Raw genomic sequence first — 21,257 nt, forward strand, 5'->3', positions numbered from 1 at the left:
GACGTCAAGGATTACCGTCGTGGACATGCGCATCGGCGAGCTGGCGGAGCGGGCGGGAACGAGCACCCGAACTCTGCGTTACTACGAGTCCCGCGGGCTGCTGCCCGCCCGGCGTGCGGGGAACGGCTACCGCACCTACGACGACGACGATCTGCGGCTGATCCAGCAGATCCGGACCCTGCAGGACTTCGGGTTCGATCTGGAGGAGACGCGGCCGTTCGTCGAGTGTCTGCGGGCCGGGCATCCGGCCGGGGACTCATGCCCCGCCTCGCTCGACGTGTACCGGGGCAAGCTCGCCGAGCTGGACGAGCTGATCGGGCGGCTCGGTTCGATACGCGCCCAGGTCCGCGAGCAGCTCGCGCAGGCCGAGGCGGCTCAGGCCGTCGAGCGGCCCGAGCCGCCGTTGCGCGAGCCGTTGCCCGAGCCGTTGTGCGAGCTGACCATGCACCCGCTCCGAGAGGGAGAAGACAGATGATCCAGGCAGAGGGCGTCGCCGCCGTCACGGACGCGAGCTTCGACGAGGAAGTACTGAAGGCCGACCTTCCCGTGCTGGTGGAATTCACCGCCGACTGGTGCCCGCCCTGCCGCCAGCTCGCGCCGGTGCTCAGCGCCGTGGCCGCGGAGGAGGCGGCGCGGCTCAAGGTCGTACAGCTGGATGTGGACACGAACCCGGAGACGATGAACCGGTACGGCGTCCTCGCGATGCCGACCCTGCTGGTGTTCCGCGCCGGCGAGCCGGTCAAGTCGATGGTCGGGGCCCGGCCCAAGCGCCGACTGCTCCAGGAGCTCGAAGACGTCATCTGAGACCTCGTCCGACGCCCGCCACCACGGCCCCGCGCACAAAAATACCCCGGCACCGAATTGACGGCCGGGGTATTGCTCTGCGTATATTGGGTGTTTCGACTTTCCTGCTTTTCGAAAGCCGAAATCAACTCACAAGGCAAAGCGTATCGGACAGGGGCTGAATTGTCAACCGAGGAATTGCAGAGCGAACAGCAATTCGTCTCGCTCCTCCATGAGCGTCTCGACGCGCTCAGGGAGCAGGCCGAAGCCGCCGTGCGCACGTCGATCGGGCAGGTCAGCACCGGTCGGCAGGCCATGGTGGAGCGCGACATCCGGGTCGCCGAGCACTCCGGCACCGTGACCACGCTGAATGCCGTGGAGACCGGGCTCTGTTTCGGCCGTATCGATCTCACCGACGGCGTCACCCACCACATCGGCCGAATCGGAATGCGGCAGGACGACGTGGAACGCACCCCGCTGCTCATCGACTGGCGTGCTCCCGTGGCCCGTCCTTTCTATCTCGCCACCGGCTATTCCACGATGGGTCTGCGCCGCCGCCGGCACATCACCACCGAGGGCCGGCGCGTCACCGCGCTCCACGACGAGATCATGGATCTCACCGACACCACCCGCACCGGGTACGAGGACCCGGACGGCGACGCCGTGCTGCTCGCCGCGCTCGACTCCGCCCGCACCGGGCGGATGACCGACATCGTGCGGACCATCCAGGCCGAGCAGGACCGCATCATCCGCGCGCCGCACCGCGGGGTGCTCGTCGTGGAAGGCGGGCCGGGGACCGGCAAGACCGCCGTCGCGCTGCACCGCGCCGCGTATCTGCTGTACGCGCACCGCGAGCAGCTGGCCCGGCGGGCCGTGCTGATCGTCGGGCCCAACCCGGCCTTCCTCGGATACATCGGAGAGGTGCTGCCCTCACTCGGCGAGACCGGCGTGCTGCTGGCGACGGTCGGTGAACTCTTCCCCGGCGTACACGCGACCGCCACCGACACCCCCGCCGCTGCCGCCGTCAAGGGGCGCACCGAGATGGCGGGCGTGCTGGCCGCCGCGCTGCGCGACCGCCAGCAGGTCCCCGACCCGCACATCGAGATCGAGCACGACGACGGAACGCTCTACCTGGACCGGGCGATGGCGGAGGACGCGCGCGCCCGCGCCCGTAACGTCGACCTCCCGCACAATCTCGCCCGGCCGCACTTCGCGTTCTCCGTCATCGACTCCCTCACCGAGCAGCTCACCGAGCGGCTCGGCGCCGACCCGTACGGCGGCCCGAACCTCCTCGACGCCACCGACATCGCCCAGCTCGGCAAGGCGATCGCCACCAGCCCGGCGGTGCAGTCCGCGATCGACGAGCTGTGGCCCACCCTCACCCCCCAGGACCTCGTCGCCGACTATCTGGCGGAGCCCACCCATCTCCCCGACGGCGACGGTGAGTTGATCCGCCGTCAGGTCAGCGGCGCCGACGACTGGACCGCCGCCGACGTCCCCCTCCTCGACGAGGCCGCGGAGCTGCTGGGCGAGGACGACGCCGCCGCGCGCGCCGCCGCGGAGGCCGAGCGGCGCGAGCAGATCGAATACGCGCAGGGGGTACTGGAGCTGAGTTACGGCTCCCGCACCTACGAGTTCGAGGACAAGGACGAGGAGGCGTCGGAGGTCCTGCTCGCGCACGACCTCATCGACGCCGAACGCCTCGCCGAGCGGCAGGAGGAGGCCGACACCCGCAGCGCCGCCGAGCGCGCCGCCGCCGACCGCACCTGGGCGTTCGGCCACATCGTGGTGGACGAGGCGCAGGAATTGTCCGCGATGGCCTGGCGGTTGCTGATGCGCCGCTGCCCGGCCCGCTCCATGACACTGGTCGGTGACCCGGCGCAGACCGGGGACGTGGCCGGCTGCGACTCCTGGCAGCAGATCCTGCGGCCGTACGTCGGCAAGCGCTGGGAGCATGTACGGCTCGGCGTCAACTACCGTACGCCCGCCGAGATCATGGCCGTCGCCGCCGAGGTCAGGCGGCTGGAGGACCCCGCGTTCGAGCCGCCGAGTTCGGTCCGCTCGACGGGAGTCGGCCCGTGGGTACGGGAGGTGAAGCCGGCCGACCTCGTCGGGACGGCCGCCGCGAGCGCCGTCGAACACGCGGCCTCGCACGCGGCGGAACACGGCGGCGACGGACGCCTCGCGGTGATCGCGCCCGCCGCGCTGCTGCCCGCGCTCGCCGCCGAACTCCCCGACGCCTCCTGGGGAGTGGCCCCCGACCTCACCCGGCCGGTCGTCCTGCTCGACCCCCGGCAGGCGAAGGGCCTGGAGTTCGACACGGTGATCGTCGTCGATCCGGAGGCCGTCCTGGACGGTTCACCGCGTGGCACCAACGACCTGTACGTGGCGCTGACCCGCGCGACGCAGCGACTCGGCATCGTACGGAATGTCACCGTCCCGCCCCGGCTCGCGTACGAGAGCGCCACCGAGGGGCGCCCGGGGTCGTGAACCCCGCCCCCCGAGGGGCACGGTCGTCATGTCCACAACGGGGGAGACATGCGCCGTACGAGAAGCCGCGGGAAGCGCGGACGCGGGGTCCCCGCCACGGTGGCGGGGACGCTCGCCGTGGCGGCGACGGTCGTCGCGCTTCTGCTGTCCGCGCAGCACGGGACGGGGTGTGACACGTCGCAGGGCACCCGGCTGAGCGCACGTTGCTGAGGAGGGTGCCGGGGCTGCCGGGGCTTGACCTTCACACCGGTGTGAAGCTTTAGCGTTTCGCTTGTCCGGCAGTGGGAGCGAAACAGGGGAGCAGCGGTGTCCGGAGCGGTGATCATCGGAGTGGGGCCCGGGATAGGCCGGGCGGTGGCCCGGCGGTTCGCCCGCGAGGGGCTGCCCGTCGCGCTGATCGCGCGGCGCGAGGAGACGCTGCGCGCGGCGGCCGAGGCGGTCGCGGACACCGGCGTGCGCGTGGTCACACAGGCGGCCGACAGTACGGACGAGACCGCACTGCGCGCGGCGCTCGACAAGGCGGCCGGTGAACTCGGCCCGCCGGACGTCGTCGTCTACAACGCGGCGCTCGTCCGCGCGGACGCACCGGGGGAACTGTCCCTCCGCGAACAGTTCGACGCCTGGGCGGTCAACGTGGGCGGCGCGCTCACCGCCGCCGCCCACGTCGCGCCCGGGATGGCGCGGCGGGGCGGCGGCACGTTCCTGATCACCGGGGGCATGCCCGAGCCGAAGCCGCAGTACGTGAGCCTGTCGCTCGGCAAGGCGGGCGTACGGACCCTGGTCACCCTGCTCGACCAGACCTACGGCGCCGCAGGTGTCCACGTCGCGAGCGTCACCGTCCACGGCCCCGTCGCGCCCGGGACGGACTTCGACCCGGACGACATCGCCGCGCACTACTGGCGCCTGCACACCCAGCCACGGGCCGGCTGGGAACACGAGACCCACCACACGGGCGCGCCCGCCACGACGTAGCTCCGCTCACACCGGCTTCAGCCACAGCGTCGCCAGCGGCGGCAGCGTCAGTTGGATGCTTGCCGGGCGGCCGTGCGCCGGGGTCGCCTCCGGCTTGAGGGTGTCCAGGTTGAACACGTCCCCGCCGCCGTAGCGCCCCGCGTCGGTGTTGATGACCTCCGTCCAGCCCGAGATGCCCTCCGGCACCCCGATGCGGTACTGATGCCGCACCACCGGCGAGAAGTTGGAGACGGCCAGCAGCGGCGCGCCCTCCGCGTCGAAGCGCAGGAACGCGAACACGTTGTCCTCCCCGGCGTCCCCCTCCACCCAGGCGAAACCCCCGGGGTCGGTGTCGCGCTGCCAGAGCGCCGGGGTCCGGCCGTAGACCACGTTCAGGTCGCGCACCAGGTCCCGTACGCCGCGGTGGTCGGCCTCCGCCTCGTACGACGGGTCCAGCAGCCACCAGTCCGGGCCGTGACCCTCCGACCACTCGGCGCCCTGGGCGAACTCCTGCCCCATGAAGAGGAGTTGCTTGCCCGGGTGCGCCCACATGTAGCCGAGATACGCCCGGTGGTTGGCCCGCTGCTGCCACCAGTCGCCCGGCATCTTGGAGACCAACGACCGCTTGCCGTGGACGACTTCGTCGTGCGAGATCGGCAGGACGTAGTTCTCGCTGTACGCGTACACCATCGAGAACGTCATCTCGCCGTGGTGGTACTTACGGTGCACCGGCTCCTTGGAGACGTAGTCCAGGGAGTCGTGCATCCAGCCCATGTTCCACTTCAGACCGAAGCCGAGACCGCCGAAGCCGCCCGGCCCGATCTGGTGCGTGGCACGGGTGACGCCGTCCCAGGCCGTGGACTCCTCGGCGATCGTGACGACACCGGGGCAGCGGCGGTAGACGGTCGCGTTCATCTCCTGGAGGAAGGCGACGGCGTCCAGATTCTCCCGGCCGCCGTGCTCGTTCGGCGTCCACTCACCGGCCTCGCGCGAGTAGTCCAGGTAGAGCATCGACGCGACGGCGTCGACCCGCAGACCGTCGATATGGAACTCCTCGCACCAGTAAGTGGCGTTGGCGACAAGGAAGTTGCGCACCTCGGTGCGGCCGAAGTCGAACTCCAGCGTGCCCCAGTCGGGATGCTCGGCGCGCTGCGGGTCGGCGTGCTCGTACAGCGGCCTGCCGTCGAACTGGGCCAGCGCCCACTCGTCCTTCGGGAAGTGCGCCGGCACCCAGTCCACGATCACGCCGATGCCCGCGCGGTGCAGCGTGTCCACCAGGAAGCGGAAGTCGTCGGGCGTGCCCATACGGGAGGTCGGGGCGTAGAAGCCGGTGACCTGATAGCCCCAGGAACCGCCGAAGGGATGCTCGGCGACCGGCATCAGCTCGACATGCGTGAAGCCGAGATCCTTGACGTACGCCGGGAGCTGCAAGGCGAGTTGACGGTACGTCAGGCCCGGCCGCCAGGAGGCGAGATGCACCTCGTAGATGGAGAGCGGCGCCTCGTGCACCGGCAGATCGCCGCGGTGCGCCATCCACTCCTCGTCGTGCCACACGTGGTGCGCCTCGGTGACGATCGACGCCGTCGACGGCGGCACCTCGGTGCGGCGGGCCATCGGGTCGGCGCGCAGCGTGTGCGACCCGTCGGGCCGGGTGATGTCGAACTTGTAGAGCGCGCCCTCGCCGACGCCGGGCACGAACAGCTCCCACACGCCGGTCGAGCCGAGCGAGCGCATCGGGTAGACGGTGCCGTCCCAGTAGTTGAAGTCGCCCGTCACCCGCACGCCCTGCGCGTTCGGCGCCCAGACGGTGAAGCGGGTGCCCGTGACGCCCTGGTGGACCATCGGGCGGGCGCCGAGCGCCTGCCACAGTTCCTCGTGCCTGCCCTCGCCGATGAGATGCAGATCGAGATCGCCGAGCGTGGGCAGGAAGCGGTACGGGTCCTGCACCTCCAGCTCGTCGACCTCGTCGGCGGTGCCCCCGCTCTCCTCGGCCGTGGCCCCGTAACGCACCAGCAGGGAGTAGTCGGGGACCTTGCGCCACGGCAGTACGCCCGAGAAGAAACCGTCCCCGTCGTCGTGCAGTTGGGCCCGCAGCCCCTTGGCGACGACCGTCACGGCCTTCGCGTACGGCCGCAGCGCGCGGTAGACGACGCCGCCCTTGCCGGGGTGGGCACCGAGCACGCCGTGCGGGTCGTGGTGCGAGCCGTGGAGCAGCCGGTGCCGGTCCGAGTCGGCGAGCGGCGGCGCGGGCCGCAGGACATGGCCGCCGGTCGCGCGGGGCGTCGGGGCGGTGGGCTCCGGCGCGACCGGCTCCGCCTCGGGCGTACGCGGCGCGGGTGCCTGCGGCGCGGCGGCGGCCGACTCCAGCGGCTTCGGAGACTTCGCGGACTTCTCCGCCTTGCAGGCCTTGCCCGCCTTCCCGGTCTTGACGGCCTTCTCGCTCCTCGCGGCCTTCTCGGACTTCCCCGACTCCTTTCCCTCCTCCTTCCCCTCCTTCGCGACGGGCGCCGCGCCCTTCGCCGGGGGCTCGTCCCGCTTGCGGCGTGCGTCGGCGGGGAGCTGGGGCTGCGGCTCTGACGGATTCTCGGACGGCGGGCGGGCGGTCACGGGGGCTGCCTCCTCGGCGGGATGACGGGGGTTTCGGGGGCCGGTGGGCCGGCGGGCCCGGTGGGTCGGTCCACCGGGCTTCGTTAGCGGGCGGTCGGTGTCAGGGAAGGCCGCCGGCCAGGCGCTGGATCGCCGCCATCGGGACGGGCAGCCAGTCGGGGCGGTTCCTGGCCTCGTACAGCACCTCGTACACCGCCTTGTCCGTCTCGTATGCCCGCAGCAGCGCCGGGTCCTCGCGCGGGTCGGTGCCCGTTCCCTCGGCGTAACCGTCGCAGTACGCCGACCGGCAGCGCTCCGCCCAGTCGGGGCTCCAGGGCTCGTGGGAGCGGGCGGCGTAGTCGAACGAGCGGAGCATGCCCGCCACGTCACGCACCGCGGGCTGCGGGCGGCGGCGTTCGGTGAGGGGTCTGGCCGGTTCGCCCTCGAAGTCGATCAGGGACCACTCGCCGTCCGGTGTCCGCAGCGTCTGGCCGAGATGCAGATCGCCGTGCACGCGCTGCGCCCGCGTGACGAGGCCGACGGGGCCGGCGGAGCCGTCCCCGGACCCCGCACCGCCGCTCCCGGACCCGGCGAGCGCGTCGAAGGCCGTGCGCAGACCGGCGACGTACGGCAGGAGCGCGGGCACCGCCTGCGCGGTGGCGTCCAGCCGGCCCGACATGGCCTCGGCCAGCTGAGCCGTCTGCCGCGGCCCCAGGGACACGGTCGGCAGCGCGGCGGCCAGCGCGAGGTGCACCTCGGCGGTGGCCAGCCCCAGCGCACGCGCCTCGTCGGTGAAGGCGCCGCCGTCGGCCAGGGTGCGCAGGGCGAGCTGCCAGCCGTCCTCGGAGTCCTGGAGGTACGGCTGGAGCACCCCGAGCGTCAGCGGCTCCCGCGCGGCGCCGTCGCCCACGGCCTCGAACCAGGCGACGGGTGACGGCACCCGCCGGCAGCCCTGGCCGGCGAGGGCGAGCGGCAGTTCCAGATCGGGGTTGGCGCCGGGGAAGACCCGGCGAAGGATCTTGAGGATGTACTCCTCGCCGTACACGACGGAGGAGTTCGACTGCTCGGCGCCGAGCAGGCGCGGTGTGAGCCCCGCCGGGATCTCGACGGCCCGGTCGAAGCGCAGCGGCCCCAGCGCGCCGGGGGAGCGCAGGTGCTCCAGCAGCAGGTCGGCGAGGCGCGGGTCGTGCAGCGCCTCGTAGACGACCCGGCCGGCCAGCGGCCCCTCGCCGACGATGCCGATGCGCGCGGCGGTGAGCTGGGGCGGCAGGGTGGACCGTACGCCGAGCAGCAGCTGGTAGCAGTCGTCGGTGGGCGGGACGGGGACGGGCGGCGCGTCCAGGTCGGGGGTGGCGCGCTGTTCGACGCGCACCAGCAGATGGAGCAGGCCGGGCCCGGGGCCCGGGGCGGCGGGCGGCATCAGCTCGGTCGCGGCGACCGCGGCGAAGCCCGTGATGGGGCGGCCCTTGCCGGCGAACCAGCGCTGTCGCGGCAGCCACTCGTGGAGCAGTGGTGCGAGTGAGCCGACCAGCTTCTCGGCTCCGGCGGGCGAGAGTGCCGCACCGGGGCGTGGTGAGCTCCGGGTGGATGCAGCCTTCGACATGGCATCGCGTCCTTTCCCCGGGCACACCACAGGATGCGCAGAGTGTCCCGGATTGCGGCAACGGAGTCCGGCTGTGCGGGACGTGTCGGGTGAGGATGGCCCGTACGGACCGTAAGTCCGCCCGGCGTGGGAAGCCCGTTCGTACGGACCACTCGATGTCGTGGATGGTGCCCCGTGCGGGGCGGCGGTAACCGACCGCCCCGCAGTTGTTCGTCGTCAGGCCAGTTGTTCGGCGTCTCAGGCGGGCGTGGGGTCCTGCCGGAGCCGGAACCAGTAGAAGCCGTGGCCCGCCAGTGTCAGCAGGTAGGGCCAGTCGCCGATCGCCGGGAAGCGCACCCCGCCGATCAGCTCCACCGGGTGGCGCCCGCTGAAGGCGCGCAGATCCAGCTCCGTGGGCTGTGCGAAGCGTGAGAAGTTGTGCACGCAGAGCACCAGGTCGTCGCCGTTGCCGTCCTGCGACGGCGCCTCGCGCAGGAACGCGAGCACGGCCGGGTTCGTCGACGGCAGTTCCGTGTACGAGCCGAGCCCGAAGGCCGGGTTCTGCTTACGGATCTCGATCATGCGCCGTGTCCAGTGCAGCAGCGACGACGGCGACGCCATCGCGGCCTCGACGTTGGTGACCTGGTAGCCGTAGACCGGGTCCATGATCGTCGGGAGGTAGAGCCGGCCGGGGTCGCAGGACGAGAAGCCCGCGTTCCGGTCCGGGGTCCACTGCATCGGGGTCCGTACGGCGTCGCGGTCGCCGAGCCAGATGTTGTCGCCCATCCCGATCTCGTCCCCGTAGTAGAGGATCGGGGAGCCGGGCAGCGACAGCAGCAGAGCGGTGAACAGCTCGATCTGGTTGCGGTCGTTGTCCAGCAGCGAGGCAAGGCGGCGCCGGATGCCGATGTTGGCGCGCATCCGCGGATCCTTGGCGTACTCCGCGTACATGTAGTCGCGCTCTTCGTCCGTGACCATTTCGAGCGTCAGCTCGTCGTGGTTGCGCAGGAAGATGCCCCACTGGCAGCCGGTCGGGATCGCCGGGGTCTTGGACAGGATCTCCGAGACCGGATACCGGGACTCGCGCCGTACGGCCATGAAGATCCGCGGCATCACCGGGAAGTGGAACGCCATGTGGCACTCGTCGCCGCCCTTGGCGTAGTCGCCGAAGTAGTCGACGACGTCCTCCGGCCACTGGTTGGCCTCGGCGAGCAGCACGGTGTCCGGGTAGTGCGTGTCGACGATCTCGCGGACCTCGCGCAGGAGGGCGTGGGTGGCCGGCAGGTTCTCGCAGTCGGTGCCCTCCTCCTGGTAGAGGTACGGCACCGCGTCGAGGCGGAAGCCGTCGATGCCCAGGTCCAGCCAGAAGCGCAGCGCCGAGATGATCTCGTCGCGGACGGCCGGGTTCTCGTAGTTGAGGTCCGGCTGGTGTGAGAAGAAACGGTGCCAGTAGTACTGCTTGCGGACCGGGTCGAAGGTCCAGTTGGACGACTCGGTGTCGACGAAGATGATCCGCGCTTCCGGGAACTGCTTGTCGTCGTCGGCCCAGACGTAGTAGTCGCCGTACGGCCCGTCGGGGTCCTTGCGCGACTCCTGGAACCAGTTGTGCTGGTCGCTGGTGTGATTCATGACGAAGTCGATGATCACGCGCATGCCGCGTTGGTGGGCGGCGTCGACGAACTCCACGAAGTCGGCGAGGTCGCCGAACTCGGGCAGTACCGCTGTGTAGTCGGAGACGTCGTAACCGCCGTCTCTCAGTGGGGACTTGAAGAACGGTGGCAGCCAGAGACAGTCGACACCGAGCCACTGGAGATAGTCCAGTTTGGCGGTGATGCCTTTGAGGTCTCCGATGCCGTCGCCGTTGCTGTCCTGGAACGAGCGCACCAGGACTTCGTAGAAGACGGCTCGTTTGAACCAGTCGGGGTCACGGTCCTTCGCGGGAGTGTCCTCGAACATGTCGTGGACGGGCTCATTGATGATCATGATGTGGGTGACCCTCCGATCGGCGGGGACGGTCGCAGAACGACGATGTGCGCGGGTGTCACACCCGGCTCCAGGCGCACGTAGTTGGCCCTGCCCCAGTGGTAGATCTCGCCGGTGAGCTCGTCGCGCACCGGGGCGGACTCGTGCCAGTCGAGGCCGAGCCGCGGCATGTCCAACGAGACCGTTGCCTCCTGGGTGTGGTGCGGATCGAGGTTCACGACGACCAGCACGACGTCCGAGCCCGAGCCCGACCGCTTGCTGTAGGCGATGACGGCGTCGTTGTCGACGTGGTGGAAGTGGATGTCGCGCAGCTGCTGCAGCGCCGGGTGCCGGCGCCTGATCCGGTTGAGCGCGGTGATGAGCGGGGCGATGGTGCGTCCCTCTCGCTCCGCCGATTCCCAGTTCCGGGGGCGCAGCTCGTACTTCTCCGAATGCAGATACTCCTCGCTCCCGGGCTTGACCGGGGCGTTCTCCATGAGTTCATACCCTGCGTAGACGCCCCAGGACGGCACCATCGTCGCGGCGAGCACCGCGCGTACCTCGAATGCCGGACGGCCGCCGTCCTGAAGATATGCGTGCAGGATGTCGGGCGTGTTGACGAAGAAGTTCGGGCGCATGTACGACGCGGAGTCGCCCGACAGCTCGGTGAGGTAGTCGGTCAGCTCCTGCTTGGTCGTACGCCAGGTGAAGTACGTGTACGACTGCTGGAATCCGATCGCGCCCAGGGTGTGCATCATGGCCGGCCGGGTGAACGCCTCGGCCAGGAAGATCACATCAGGGTCGGTGGTGTTGATGTCCGCGATCACCCGTTCCCAGAAGACCACCGGCTTGGTGTGCGGATTGTCGACGCGGAAGATCCGGACGCCGTGGTCCATCCAGTACCGCAGCACCCGCAGGGTCTCGGTGACCAGGCCGTCCATGTCACGGTCGAAGGCGATGGGGTAGATGTCCTGGTACTTCTTGGGCGGGTTCTCGGCGTACGCGATCGTGCCGTCCGCGCGATGGTGGAACCACTCGGGGTGCTCCTTCACCCAGGGGTGGTCGGGCGAGCACTGGAGGGCGAAGTCCAGCGCGATCTCCATGCGCAGCGACGCGGCCTTCGCCACGAAGGCGTCGAAGTCCTCGATCGTGCCGAGGTCGGGGTGGATCGCGTCGTGGCCGCCGTCCGCCGAGCCGATCGCCCAGGGGACGCCGACGTCGTCCGGGCCGGGGGAGAGCGTGTTGTTCGGGCCCTTGCGGTGCGCGGTGCCGATGGGGTGGATCGGCGGCAGATAGACGACGTCGAAGCCCATCGCGGCGACGGCCGGCAGCCGCTCGGCGGCTGTCTTGAACGTGCCGCTGACCGGTGGCTTCCCTGGAGTGACGACCGCGCCCTCGGAGCGCGGGAACAGCTCGTACCAGGAGCCGTACAGCGCCCTCTCGCGCTCCACCAGCAGCTTGACGGGTTTCGACGCCGAGACCAGCTCGCGCAGCGGGTGCCGGGACAGGGCCTCGTCGGCCTCCGGGGTGAAGGCGGCGGCGAGGCGGGCGGCGGCCGGGCGGCGCTCGTCGCGGAGGGCATCCACGGCGGCCAGGACCGCCTCGCGGCCCTCGCGCTTGGGGACGCCGGCCGCGGCCCGCTCGTAGAGCGCGGCGCCCTCGGCCAGGACCAGCTCCGTGTCGATGCCGGCCGGGATCTTGATCTGGGCGGCGTGGCGCCAGGTGGCGAGCGGATCGCTCCACGCCTCCACCTTGTAGGTCCATCGGCCTTCGGACGTCGGAGTGACGTCGGCGCCCCAGCGGTCGGTGCCGGGGGCCAGCTCACGCATGGGGGTCCAGGGGCCGGGGCGGCCGTCCGGGCCCCGCAGGACGACATTGGCGCCGACCGCGTCGTGGCCCTCACGGAAGACGGTCGCGGTGACCTGGAACGTCTCTCCGCTCACCGCCTTGGCGGGGCGTTTGCCGCAGTTGACGAGAGGGCGTACGTCCAGGACGGGAATGCGACCGATCATGAAATCACCTGAGGGCTGAGCGGGCGTGGCAGGCAGGGCAGGTCGAACGGATCGGAGGATTTTGCCTGACTTTGATCCTATTTGTAGCTGCTCTTGCGGTGACTGGCGGGCTGCGGGCATGGCCGCTCCTGTCCGCGTTCACTCTAATAGCGGTGGAATCGGGCGAAACGAGCGTGCTTGCCGTACGTACCGGATGAGCCTTCCCACGATTTTCGGGTGCACAATCCGCAGCTTCGTTAAGACCTGGGCAACTCTGCGGGCGTGGCCGGAATCGGCCGTATCGCGCGGCATGGCGGAGCGGGAGTGCGGGGCGGGACGACGGGGCGGGAAGACGGACGCCCCGTCCCCGCGGGCCGCACGGGCGGCTTCCGCGGGAACGGGGCGGGAACGGGGGGCTTGCCCGCCGTGGAGCGGAAGGTGTCAGCTCGCGTCGGTCGACCAGACCTGCCACGGCTGGCGCGTCACCCACTCGTCCACCGGCGCCGGCTTCACCGCGAGCGCGTCCGCCGCCCGGCCGCCGTCGCCCGCCATCAGCAGCGGGTCGTCGCCCGTCGCCATGTAGTGGTAGATGCCGGCGACCCCGGCCGCCGCCTCCGGGCCCGCGACCTGGGACAGCGCCTGCTCGAACACCGTCGGAGGCAGCGACAGGTAGCGCACCTCACGGCCGAGGCCCGTGCCGAACGCCGAGGCGAGCTCGTCGCCGGTCAGCGACTCGCTGCCGCCGATGTCGAAGGTCTCGCCCTCCACGCCGTCCACGGTGAGCGCGGCGAAGACCGCCTCCGCGAGGTCCCGGTGCGAGATCCACGCGGCGGAGCTGTCGCCGGGCAGCGGATAGGCCAGGACGCCCTCGCTGACCAGCGCGGGGCCGTTCCACGGGCTGAACAGGTTGTCCAGGTAGACCGGCGGCCTCAGCACCACCAACGGCACACCGCTCGCCCGCAGTTCCTCCTCGGCGATCCTGCGCGTCTCGAAGGCGGCGACGTTCGTGGACTGTTCGGGGATCCGGGTGTTGGCGTTGTAGACGAGACGCCGGATGCCGGCGTCGCGTGCCGCTTCGGCGACATTACGGGCGTACCGCCGGACCTGCTCCGTCCCGTACACCAGCGGCATCACCACCGCCGCGTGCGTCGCGCCCTCCATCAGCCGCCGTACGGCGGGAGGATCGGCCAGGTCACCGCCCACGAACGAGGCGCCGGGGAGCGGCGGGCGGTCCGCCTCGGCGGCGCGGGTGAGCGTACGGACCCGCTGTCCGCGCTCGGCCAGCAGACGGGCCACGGCACCGCCCTGGAACCCGGTCGCCCCCACGACGGCGACGCGCATCGGAATCTGATCGGACATGTGTCTGAAGGCCCTTCGATAAGGTGTGTCTGCTGTCTATGACGGCTCTTTCACAAGGCTGGCGGCGGCGGCTTCGGCCGATCAATTAACAAACCGGGGCGGGGGTTGAAGGATCGTCCATGGAACCGATGGAGCCCATCAAGACCGAAGGTGACGATCTCCTGAGCGAGCTGCTGAAGCCGCTCCGGCTCACGGGGGTCTTCGACAGTCGTTGGCACGTCAGCGCGCCGTGGGCCATCGAGGGCGACGCCGAGCAGAGCTGTGCGATCCTCCACTACATCGTCGAGGGTTCCTGCTGGATCACCGGCGAGGGCCAGACACCGGTGGAACTTCGCGAAGGCGATCTCGCCGTCTTCCCCACCGGCACCGCGCACCGCATCTCCGACCGGCCCGACCGCAGCGGCGGACTGCGGCTGGCGGCCGTCCTGCCCGAGCGACTGCCCGGCACCTCCGGGGAGTTGAAGATCGAGGGCGGCGGACCGGAGAGCCGGCTGCTCTGCGCCGGACTGCACTACGACGCGAGCGCGGCCACCGGCCTGTACACGGCGCTGCCGTGGGCGCTGGTCCTCGACCGCACCCAGGTGGACAACGAACCGCTGCTCCGCGACACGCTGCGGCTGCTCGCCTCGACGCAGCGCCCCGTCGGCCCCGGCGACCGCCTCATCACGCTGCGCGCGTTCGAGATGGCGCTGGTTCTGGCGCTGCGGCCGCTGCTGCGTGAGATCGCGGACAACCCGGCGTCGCTGCCGGTGCTCAGCCATCCGGGGATCAGCAGGGCGATGGTGATCATCGCGACGCGGTTCGCCGAGCCGTGGACGATCGAGTCACTGGCGCGCGAGGTCGGCATGTCCAGGTCGGCCTTCACGGCGGCCTTCCGCGAACTGGTGGGGGAGGCCCCGGCACGGCATCTGACGGGCCGTCGGATGCAGGAGGCGGCGCGGCTGTTGGGGGAGACGTCGCTGCCGCAGTCGGCGGTGCCGGAGCGGGTGGGTTACCGCAGCGCGGTCGGTTTCCATCTTGCGTTTCGCAAGTGGTTCGAGCAGACGCCGGGGGAGTACCGCAGCGGTGCGGTGCCCGCCGCGTAGGGCCGTCCGATGTCGCGGTCTGGCCGGTTATTAAGGACCGCTGGACGGTCGTTCATTGCTCACGGCGCTTGCGCCAGGAAAGGCTCTCAGGGAGTGGGAGCAGCGTTCCGCGCGTGCTCGGTGTGCCGGGTGTGGTGGGCGCACCGGATGTGCCGGACGTGCCGTGCGTGCCGCATGAATCGTTTTGATCTGTTTGATCCGTATGAGGAGAAGTGTTGACCAGATCGGGCCAGGAATACCTGGAGTCGTTGCGCGACGGCCGTTCGGTCTGGCTGGACGGCGAGCGGGTCGAGGACATCACGCGGCACCCGGCGTTCCGCAACACCGCGGGATCCATCGCCCGGCTCTACGACCTGGCACACGACTCCGCGCACACCCCGGTGCTCACCCAGGACGGCGCCCACCGCGCGTTCGCGGTGCCGCGCGGTTACGAGGACCTGGTCGCGCGCCGGCGGGCGTACAAGGTGTGGGCCGAGGCGAGCTTCGGCTTCCTGGGGCGTACGCCGGACTACATGGCGGGCGGCGCGGCCGGATTCGCGGCGGCGCCGGGTGTGTTCACCACCGACGGCTTCGACGGCGCGGCGAACGCGGTCGCGTACCACCGGCGGCTCGCCGACGGCGACCTGTACCCGACCTTCACGATCACCAACCCGCAGGGCGCGCGGACCCCGTTCGACGCGGCCGGGGGGACGGCGGACGACGACCCCGTGGTGCGGGTCGCCGCCGAGAAGGACGGCGGGATCGTCGTACGCGGCGCGAAGATGATCGGCACGGCGGCGGTCTTCGGCAACGAGGTCATCGTCGGCACGATCGAGCCGCTCGCGCCGCGGGACGTCGACCGCGCGGTCTGCTTCTCGATCCCCGTCGACACCCCCGGCCTCAGCTTCATCTCCCGTGTCTCGTACGAGGGCCGGGCGCGGAGCGTCTTCGACAACCCGCTGTCGTCGCGGTTCGACGAGAACGACGCGCTGCTCGTCTGCGACGACGTCTTCGTCCCGTGGGAGTCCGTGCTCACCTACCGGAACGTCGACGCGAGCTTCGGGATGTGGTGGCGCACACCGGCGTACGTGAACTTCGTCCACCAGGCCGCGACGCGCTTCTGGACCAAGCTCGAATTCCTCGCCGGGATAGCCGTCCTGCTGACGAAGTCCAACGGGACGTACGAACTGCCGCCCGTCACGCAGGCGATCGGCCGGCTGCTCGGCAAGGTCGCCCAGGCGAAGGCGTTCGTGCTGGCCGCCGAGGCGAGTTACGAGGAGGTCGACGGCGGGCGCGGCGGAGTGATGCCCGGCAAGGACATCTCGTTCGCGCAGCGCATCATGGCCGGCGAGCTGTATCCGCAGGCCGTACAGGAGATCAAACTCCTCGCGGGCGGCGGGGTGATCCAACTGCCCGCGTCGGGCGAGGACTTGCTCCACCCGGAGCTGGGCCCGCTGGTACGGCGCTACATGGGCGCGCCGGGCCACTCGGCCGAGGAGCGGATCAAACTGCTGAAACTGGCCTGGGACGCGCTGGGTTCGGAGTTCGCCTCCCGCCACGAACAGTACGAACGCTTCTACCACGGCGCGCCGCACGTCTATCTGATGCAGCAGGCATGGGAGGGCGACACGGCGTCCTGCGAGCGACTGGCCCAGGCCTGTCTCGACGGCTACGCGCTCGGCGGTGAACCCGAGGGAACGGGTCCCCGGTGAGCGGCGAACGCGGGAACGAGCGAGACGAGCGGGATGAGCGGAACGGGGCGGCGGCCGGCCGTGGCCGGGTCCCCGGCCGCGCCGGGCCCCTCGGCCCGGCGGGACCCAACGGCTCGTCGTCGACCGGCGGCGCGGCGCCGCCACCCGGCTCCGCCGACCGGGCGATGTCGCCCGGCCCCGTCGAGGCCGACGGCGGTGGCACACCCGGTCCTGTCGGCTCCGCCGGTCGTGCCGGTCGTGCCGGTCCCGTTGGCCCTGTCGGGGCGGATGGCCCCGGCGTACGCGGTCCTGTCGGGGCGGACGGCCCCGGCGTATCCGGTCCTGCCGGTCCTGCCGGTCCCGTCGGGGCGGACGGCCCCGGCACACCCGGCCCCGTCGAGGCCACCGGCCCCGGCCCGGCCGGCCCACCATCTCCCGGCGCCCCGGGGTTTCGCGCCCCCTGCCCCGAGGCGCCGGGATCGTACGAGCGGCGGGGACCGAGTCCCAAGGCCGCGCTCGCGCTGCTCGCTTCCACGCAGTTGCTGCTCATTATGGACACCGCGATCATCAACGTCGCACTGCCGTCCGTCGGGCAGGACCTCGGGTCCGGGTCCGCCGGACTGTCCTGGGTCGCCAACGCCTTTCTGATCACCTTCGGTGGGCTGCTGCTCCTCGGCGGGCGCGCCGCCGATCTCCTCGGGCACCGGCGGGTGTTCCTCGGCGGGCTCGGGGTGCTCGGTGTCGCCTCCGCGGCCGGCGGGGCCGCCGGGTCCGTGGGGGTGCTCGTCGGGGCCCGCGCCGTCCAGGGGGTCGGCGCCGCGCTCGCCGCCGCCGCCGCGTTCGCCCTGCTCCTGAACCTCTTCCCGGACGGCCCCGACCGCCACAAGGCCCTCGGCGCCTTCGCCGCGATGGGCGGTCTCGGCGGCGTTCTGGGCACCGTACTCGGAGGCGTACTCACCGATCTCCTCGGCTGGCGCTCCACCTTCTGGCTGAACGTCCTCGGCGCGCTCGTCCTCGCCGTCCTCGCTCCGCGGCTCCTCGACGGCAACACCCGCAGCGCCGAGCGCGGCTTCGACATCGGCGGCGCGCTCACCGCGACCGCGGGCCTCGGGCTCGTCGCGTACGGCCTCGTCGGCGCCGGTGAGGCGGGCTGGACCAGCGCGCGGACACTGGGCGCGTTCGCCGGCGGACTCGTACTCCTCGCGGCGTTCGCCGTTCTGGAGAAACGAATCGCCCACCCGCTCGTGCCGCCCGCCGTCCTGCGCCGGCCCACCCTGCGGCTCGCCAACTGCCTCAGCGCGCTGGCCCAGATGGCGCTCTTCCCGATGTTCTTCCTCGTCAGCCTCTACCTCCAGCGCGTCCTCGACCAGACCCCCCTCTACGGCGGGCTCGGCCTGCTGCCCCTCTCCCTCGCCGTCGTCGTCACCGCCCCGCAGACCGGCCGCCTCATCCGCCGCCTCGGACTGCGCGCCACGATGACGCTCGGCTTCACGCTGCTCTTCGTCGGCATGCTCTGGCTGGCACTCGCGCTCGCCGCCGAGGGCACCTTCTTCTCCACCGTCCTCGCGCCGAGCCTCGTGCTGGGCGTCGCCCTGCCGCTCGTCATGGTCACCACCAACGTCGCCGCGACGGCCGACGCGGCGCCGGGCGAGACCGGGCTGGCCTCCGGACTCATCAACACCAGCCAGCAGTTCGGCTCCGTACTCGGCCTCGCCGTACTCGTCGCGGTCGCCACCGCCCGCACCGACGCGCTCGGCGCGACCGGCGCCGCCGCCGAGACCGCGGGCTTCAAGGCCGCCCTCCTCGTCGGCGCCGTCCTCGCCGCCTGCGCCGCGCTGCTCACCTTCCGGCTGCGCCTCCCCGCGCCAGCGTCCGCGCCCCCGCACCAGGACCGGGTCGGCGGCGCCCTGGAGTAGACCCAGGAGGAGGAGCGAGTGCGCAGGCGGGGCAGGGCCCGGTCGACGGTTCCTAGGGGGGATCACCCGACGGCGGGAAGCCCGTCCCGTGTTCCCACCACCCACCCGACCCACGCCCGAGGGGGGCACTTCCATGACGTTGTACGACCTTGTCGCGCCCGCGATCGAGGCGCGCAGCGAACCGCGCTACCGCATAGCCGGCATACGCGCGGCCGATCCGCTGGGCGCCGACGCGATACTCGCGGCCGTACCCGCGATGAACAGGGACGCCGACGTCCCCGCGCTCACCGTCGCCCTGCGCACGCTCGTCCCCGATCCCGACCGCACCGCCTCGCTGAGCGTGGTCGACGCGCTCGCCGCCGTACGCGACCTCGGTCTGCTCCTCGGCTCGCTGAAGCGGCACGGTGTCGAACCGCTCGCCGCCGTCCCCGAGGCCCTGCCCGTACTGGAGGAACTGGGCCACCGCACCGACATGGTGCCGCGCGACACCGTGCACCACTACACGACGTGGAATCCGCTCGGCGACCGCCAGCGCATGTACACCGGCGACAAGATGGAGGGGCACCTCCAGAACGCGGTACGGATGGTCTTCCCCGCGCTCGTCGCCGCGCTCGACTCCTGCACGGAGCTGGCGGGACTCGAACCGTACGACCCCCGCTTCGCCGCCACGCTCGACCGCACGGGGCAGCACGTCCAGGCCATGGTCGACTCCATCGACTTCACCGTCGCGCAGGTCACCCCCGAGTTCTTCGCGCGCGGGCTCCGCCCGTACTTCGAGGAGGTCGACGTCGCCGGCCGCGACTATCTGGGCCCGGCGGCGGCGCAGGTGCCGCTCTGGCTGGTCGATCTGACGCTGTGGCAGTGCGACCGGAGCAGTCCGGAGTACGACGCGTTCCTCGACGAGTCGGTGCTCTACAGCCTGCCGTCGTGGCGGGCCTTCCACGCGGCGCACCGGGGCACGACGTCCGCCGTGAGCAAGCTGTCCGCCGCGATCAGCTGGGAGTCGACGCCGCGGCTGCCGCCGGTGCTGGCCGCTTCGGCGATGGCGCTGGAGCGGGTGCTTCGGATACTCAAGACGTTCCGGGCCCGGCATATCGGCATCGCGCGCAAGGCGTACAGCGACGAACTGCGGCTGTACGACGCGGGAAGCGGGGGCGCGCCGATCGCGCTGCTGCGGTCGGTGCTGGATCTGACGCGGGACAACGAGACGCTGGTGCGGCACGCGAATGTGCGCATGCACGCGCCTGCGTCCGCGCCGGCGCCCATGTCCGCGCCCGTGTCCGCCACGTCACCGCTTCGCGAGAAGAGACTCACCCCATGACTCACATCATGATCGCGGGCGGCGGTATCGCCGGCCTCACCGCGGCCCTCTCCCTGCACGCAGCCGGCTTCGACCGGATCACCGTCGTGGAGGCCGCCCGGGAGATCCAGCCTCTCGGCGCCGGGCTGAACATCATGCCCAACGCCGTACGTGAACTCGACTCGCTCGGACTGCTCAGCCGTCTCGACGAGTGCGCCGTACGCACCGGTGAACTGCGCTACTACCACCGCGGCGGCGGGCTGATCTCCCGAGAGCCGCGCGGCCTGGCGGCCGGCTATCTGTGGCCGCAACTGTCCATCCACCGAGGTGACCTGCAACGGGTGCTCGCCGACGCGGTACGCGACCGGCTCGGCAGCGACGCGGTGGTCGCCGGGGTCCGGGTCGGCGGGCTGGAGACCTCCGCCGACGGCCGCGCGCGCGTGCTGCTCGCGCACCGCGACGGGCGGGGCCGGGGCGGTGGTGCCTCCATGGAGCCCGACGTACTGATCGGCGCGGACGGTATCCGCTCGGCGGTCCGGGCCGCGCTGAACCCGGACGAGGGCGAGCCGCCGTGGAACGGCATGCTCGTCTTCCGCGGTGTCTCGCGCGTTCCCGCGCACCGTGCGGGCACGTTCATGTTCATCGCGGGCGACGACCGGCAGAAGGCGGTGGTCTACCCGATGACGCACCCGATCGGAATCGGCGGGAGCGCCGGGCGGGACCGGCACGTCCTCGTCAACTGGGCGCTCGCGATGCCCGCGACGGACATCGTCGGGGCGGGGCGCGGCGACTGGAACCGCCCGGTGCCGGTCGCGAAGTTCGCGCACCACTACGAAGGCTGGGAGTTCGACGGCGTCAGCGTCCCCGAGGTCCTGGCGGCCGCGGACCGCGCCTTCGAGTACCCGATGGTGGACCGCGAACCGCTGGCGCGCTGGACCCACGGCCGTACGACCCTGATCGGCGACGCGGCCCACGCGATGTACCCGATCGGTTCGAACGGCGCGACGCAGTCGATCGTCGACGCGCGTGCGCTGGCGCACGCGCTGGCCACGCACCCCGACCGCGCGGAGGCGCTGACGGCATACGAGACGGAACGCCGCCCGGCCATGACGGAGCTGCAACTCGCCAACCGGCAACAGGGCCCCGAGGCCGTCATCACCCTGGCCCACGCCCGCGCCCCCGGAGGCTTCACCGACATCGCGGACGTGATCCCGCCGTCCGAACTGGCGGAGATAGCGTCGCGCTACGCGGCGACGGGCGCGTTCGACCCGAAAACGGTGAACGCGGGCTCCCCGTACGAGGTACCCGAGCCGGCTCGCGGCTGACGGGTCTGCCGGGGGAGGGGGCCGGGGGCATCGGCCCCTGGCCCCTGGCCTCGGCCGTCGGTCCCCTGACCCGACGCCGCAGGGCCGCTTCGGCCCCCGCCCTGGTCTCGCGGCCCCGGCCCCGGCCCCGGCCTTCGGCCGTCTTTGCCGCAGGCCGCCGCGGTCACGCCGCCAGTGCTGTGACCGGGAGCGTTGGCCGGGTTGCGCGGCTCGTGGGCCGCGCTCGTCCTCAATCGCCGGACGGGCTCATTTGAGCC

Annotated in this window: 15 protein-coding genes; 10 read left to right on the forward strand and 5 right to left on the reverse strand. The window is 71.6% G+C overall.

From position 1 onward, the window contains the following. Positions 1-25: 25 nt before the first annotated feature. The 5 genes from ACFT9I_RS33325 to ACFT9I_RS33345 all read left to right on the forward strand — a co-directional run bounded on the left by ACFT9I_RS33325 (position 26) and on the right by ACFT9I_RS33345 (position 4,245). The gene (locus ACFT9I_RS33325) at positions 26-475 is read left to right on the forward strand and encodes a MerR family transcriptional regulator (protein WP_382570608.1); all 450 of its coding nucleotides are present in this window, start codon (positions 26-28) and stop codon (positions 473-475) included. Next, entirely contained in the window at positions 472-804 is a 333-nt protein-coding gene (gene trxA / locus ACFT9I_RS33330; protein ID WP_382570611.1) for a thioredoxin, read from the forward strand. The genes ACFT9I_RS33325 and trxA overlap by 4 nt, the downstream gene beginning before the upstream one ends. A gap of 162 nt (positions 805-966) precedes the next feature. Beyond that, the gene (locus tag ACFT9I_RS33335) at positions 967-3,273 is read left to right on the forward strand and encodes a HelD family protein (RefSeq protein WP_382570613.1); all 2,307 of its coding nucleotides are present in this window, start codon (positions 967-969) and stop codon (positions 3,271-3,273) included. Between the two features lie 48 nt (positions 3,274-3,321). Then, the gene (locus ACFT9I_RS33340; protein WP_382570615.1) at positions 3,322-3,483 is read left to right on the forward strand and encodes a hypothetical protein; all 162 of its coding nucleotides are present in this window, start codon (positions 3,322-3,324) and stop codon (positions 3,481-3,483) included. A 96-nt stretch (positions 3,484-3,579) separates the two neighbouring features. Then, on the forward strand, positions 3,580-4,245 hold the full coding sequence (locus ACFT9I_RS33345) for an SDR family NAD(P)-dependent oxidoreductase (protein ID WP_382570618.1): 666 nt from the start codon (positions 3,580-3,582) through the stop codon (positions 4,243-4,245). A gap of 6 nt (positions 4,246-4,251) precedes the next feature. Here the strand turns inward: ACFT9I_RS33345 and glgB are convergent, their stop codons facing one another. The 5 genes from glgB to ACFT9I_RS33370 form a co-directional block, all read right to left on the reverse strand. Beyond that, positions 4,252-6,831 (reverse strand): 1,4-alpha-glucan branching enzyme, encoded by a 2,580-nt coding sequence (gene glgB, locus ACFT9I_RS33350; protein WP_382570621.1) that lies wholly within the window; start codon positions 6,829-6,831, stop codon positions 4,252-4,254. Between the two features lie 100 nt (positions 6,832-6,931). After that, positions 6,932-8,413, reverse strand: coding sequence for a maltokinase (locus ACFT9I_RS33355; protein ID WP_382570622.1), 1,482 nt, complete (start codon positions 8,411-8,413; stop codon positions 6,932-6,934). 237 nt (positions 8,414-8,650) lie between these two features. After that, positions 8,651-10,375, reverse strand: a complete 1,725-nt coding sequence (treS, locus tag ACFT9I_RS33360; protein WP_382570625.1) for a maltose alpha-D-glucosyltransferase — start codon at positions 10,373-10,375, stop codon at positions 8,651-8,653. Further along, a complete protein-coding gene (locus ACFT9I_RS33365) occupies positions 10,372-12,366 on the reverse strand; it encodes an alpha-1,4-glucan--maltose-1-phosphate maltosyltransferase (RefSeq protein WP_382570628.1) in 1,995 nt (664 codons plus the stop codon). Before ACFT9I_RS33365 ends, treS begins: the two co-directional genes overlap by 4 nt. 420 nt (positions 12,367-12,786) lie before the next feature. Next, a complete protein-coding gene (locus tag ACFT9I_RS33370; protein WP_382570630.1) occupies positions 12,787-13,704 on the reverse strand; it encodes an SDR family oxidoreductase in 918 nt (305 codons plus the stop codon). A gap of 119 nt (positions 13,705-13,823) precedes the next feature. Here ACFT9I_RS33370 and ACFT9I_RS33375 point away from each other — a divergent pair, with 119 nt between their 5' ends. The 5 genes from ACFT9I_RS33375 (at position 13,824) to ACFT9I_RS33395 (ending at position 21,000) form a co-directional block, all read left to right on the forward strand. Next, positions 13,824-14,789 (forward strand): AraC family transcriptional regulator, encoded by a 966-nt coding sequence (locus ACFT9I_RS33375; protein ID WP_382570633.1) that lies wholly within the window; start codon positions 13,824-13,826, stop codon positions 14,787-14,789. A gap of 215 nt (positions 14,790-15,004) precedes the next feature. Continuing rightward, positions 15,005-16,480 carry a 4-hydroxyphenylacetate 3-hydroxylase family protein gene (locus ACFT9I_RS33380; protein ID WP_382570636.1) on the forward strand — a complete coding sequence of 492 codons (1,476 nt, stop codon included), beginning with the start codon at positions 15,005-15,007 and terminating at the stop codon, positions 16,478-16,480. 518 nt (positions 16,481-16,998) lie between these two features. Beyond that, the gene (locus ACFT9I_RS33385) at positions 16,999-18,375 is read left to right on the forward strand and encodes an MFS transporter (protein WP_382570649.1); all 1,377 of its coding nucleotides are present in this window, start codon (positions 16,999-17,001) and stop codon (positions 18,373-18,375) included. A 133-nt stretch (positions 18,376-18,508) separates the two neighbouring features. Beyond that, positions 18,509-19,696: a monodechloroaminopyrrolnitrin synthase PrnB family protein gene (locus ACFT9I_RS33390; protein ID WP_382570639.1), complete on the forward strand. Its 1,188-nt coding sequence runs from the start codon at positions 18,509-18,511 to the stop codon at positions 19,694-19,696. Continuing rightward, complete coding sequence (locus tag ACFT9I_RS33395; RefSeq protein WP_382570642.1) at positions 19,693-21,000, forward strand: flavin-dependent oxidoreductase; 1,308 nt, start codon at positions 19,693-19,695, stop codon at positions 20,998-21,000. The genes ACFT9I_RS33390 and ACFT9I_RS33395 overlap by 4 nt, the downstream gene beginning before the upstream one ends. Positions 21,001-21,257: the final 257 nt, after the last annotated feature.

The organism is Streptomyces sp. NPDC057137, assembly GCF_042670825.1.
GTDB lineage: Bacteria > Actinomycetota > Actinomycetes > Streptomycetales > Streptomycetaceae > Streptomyces.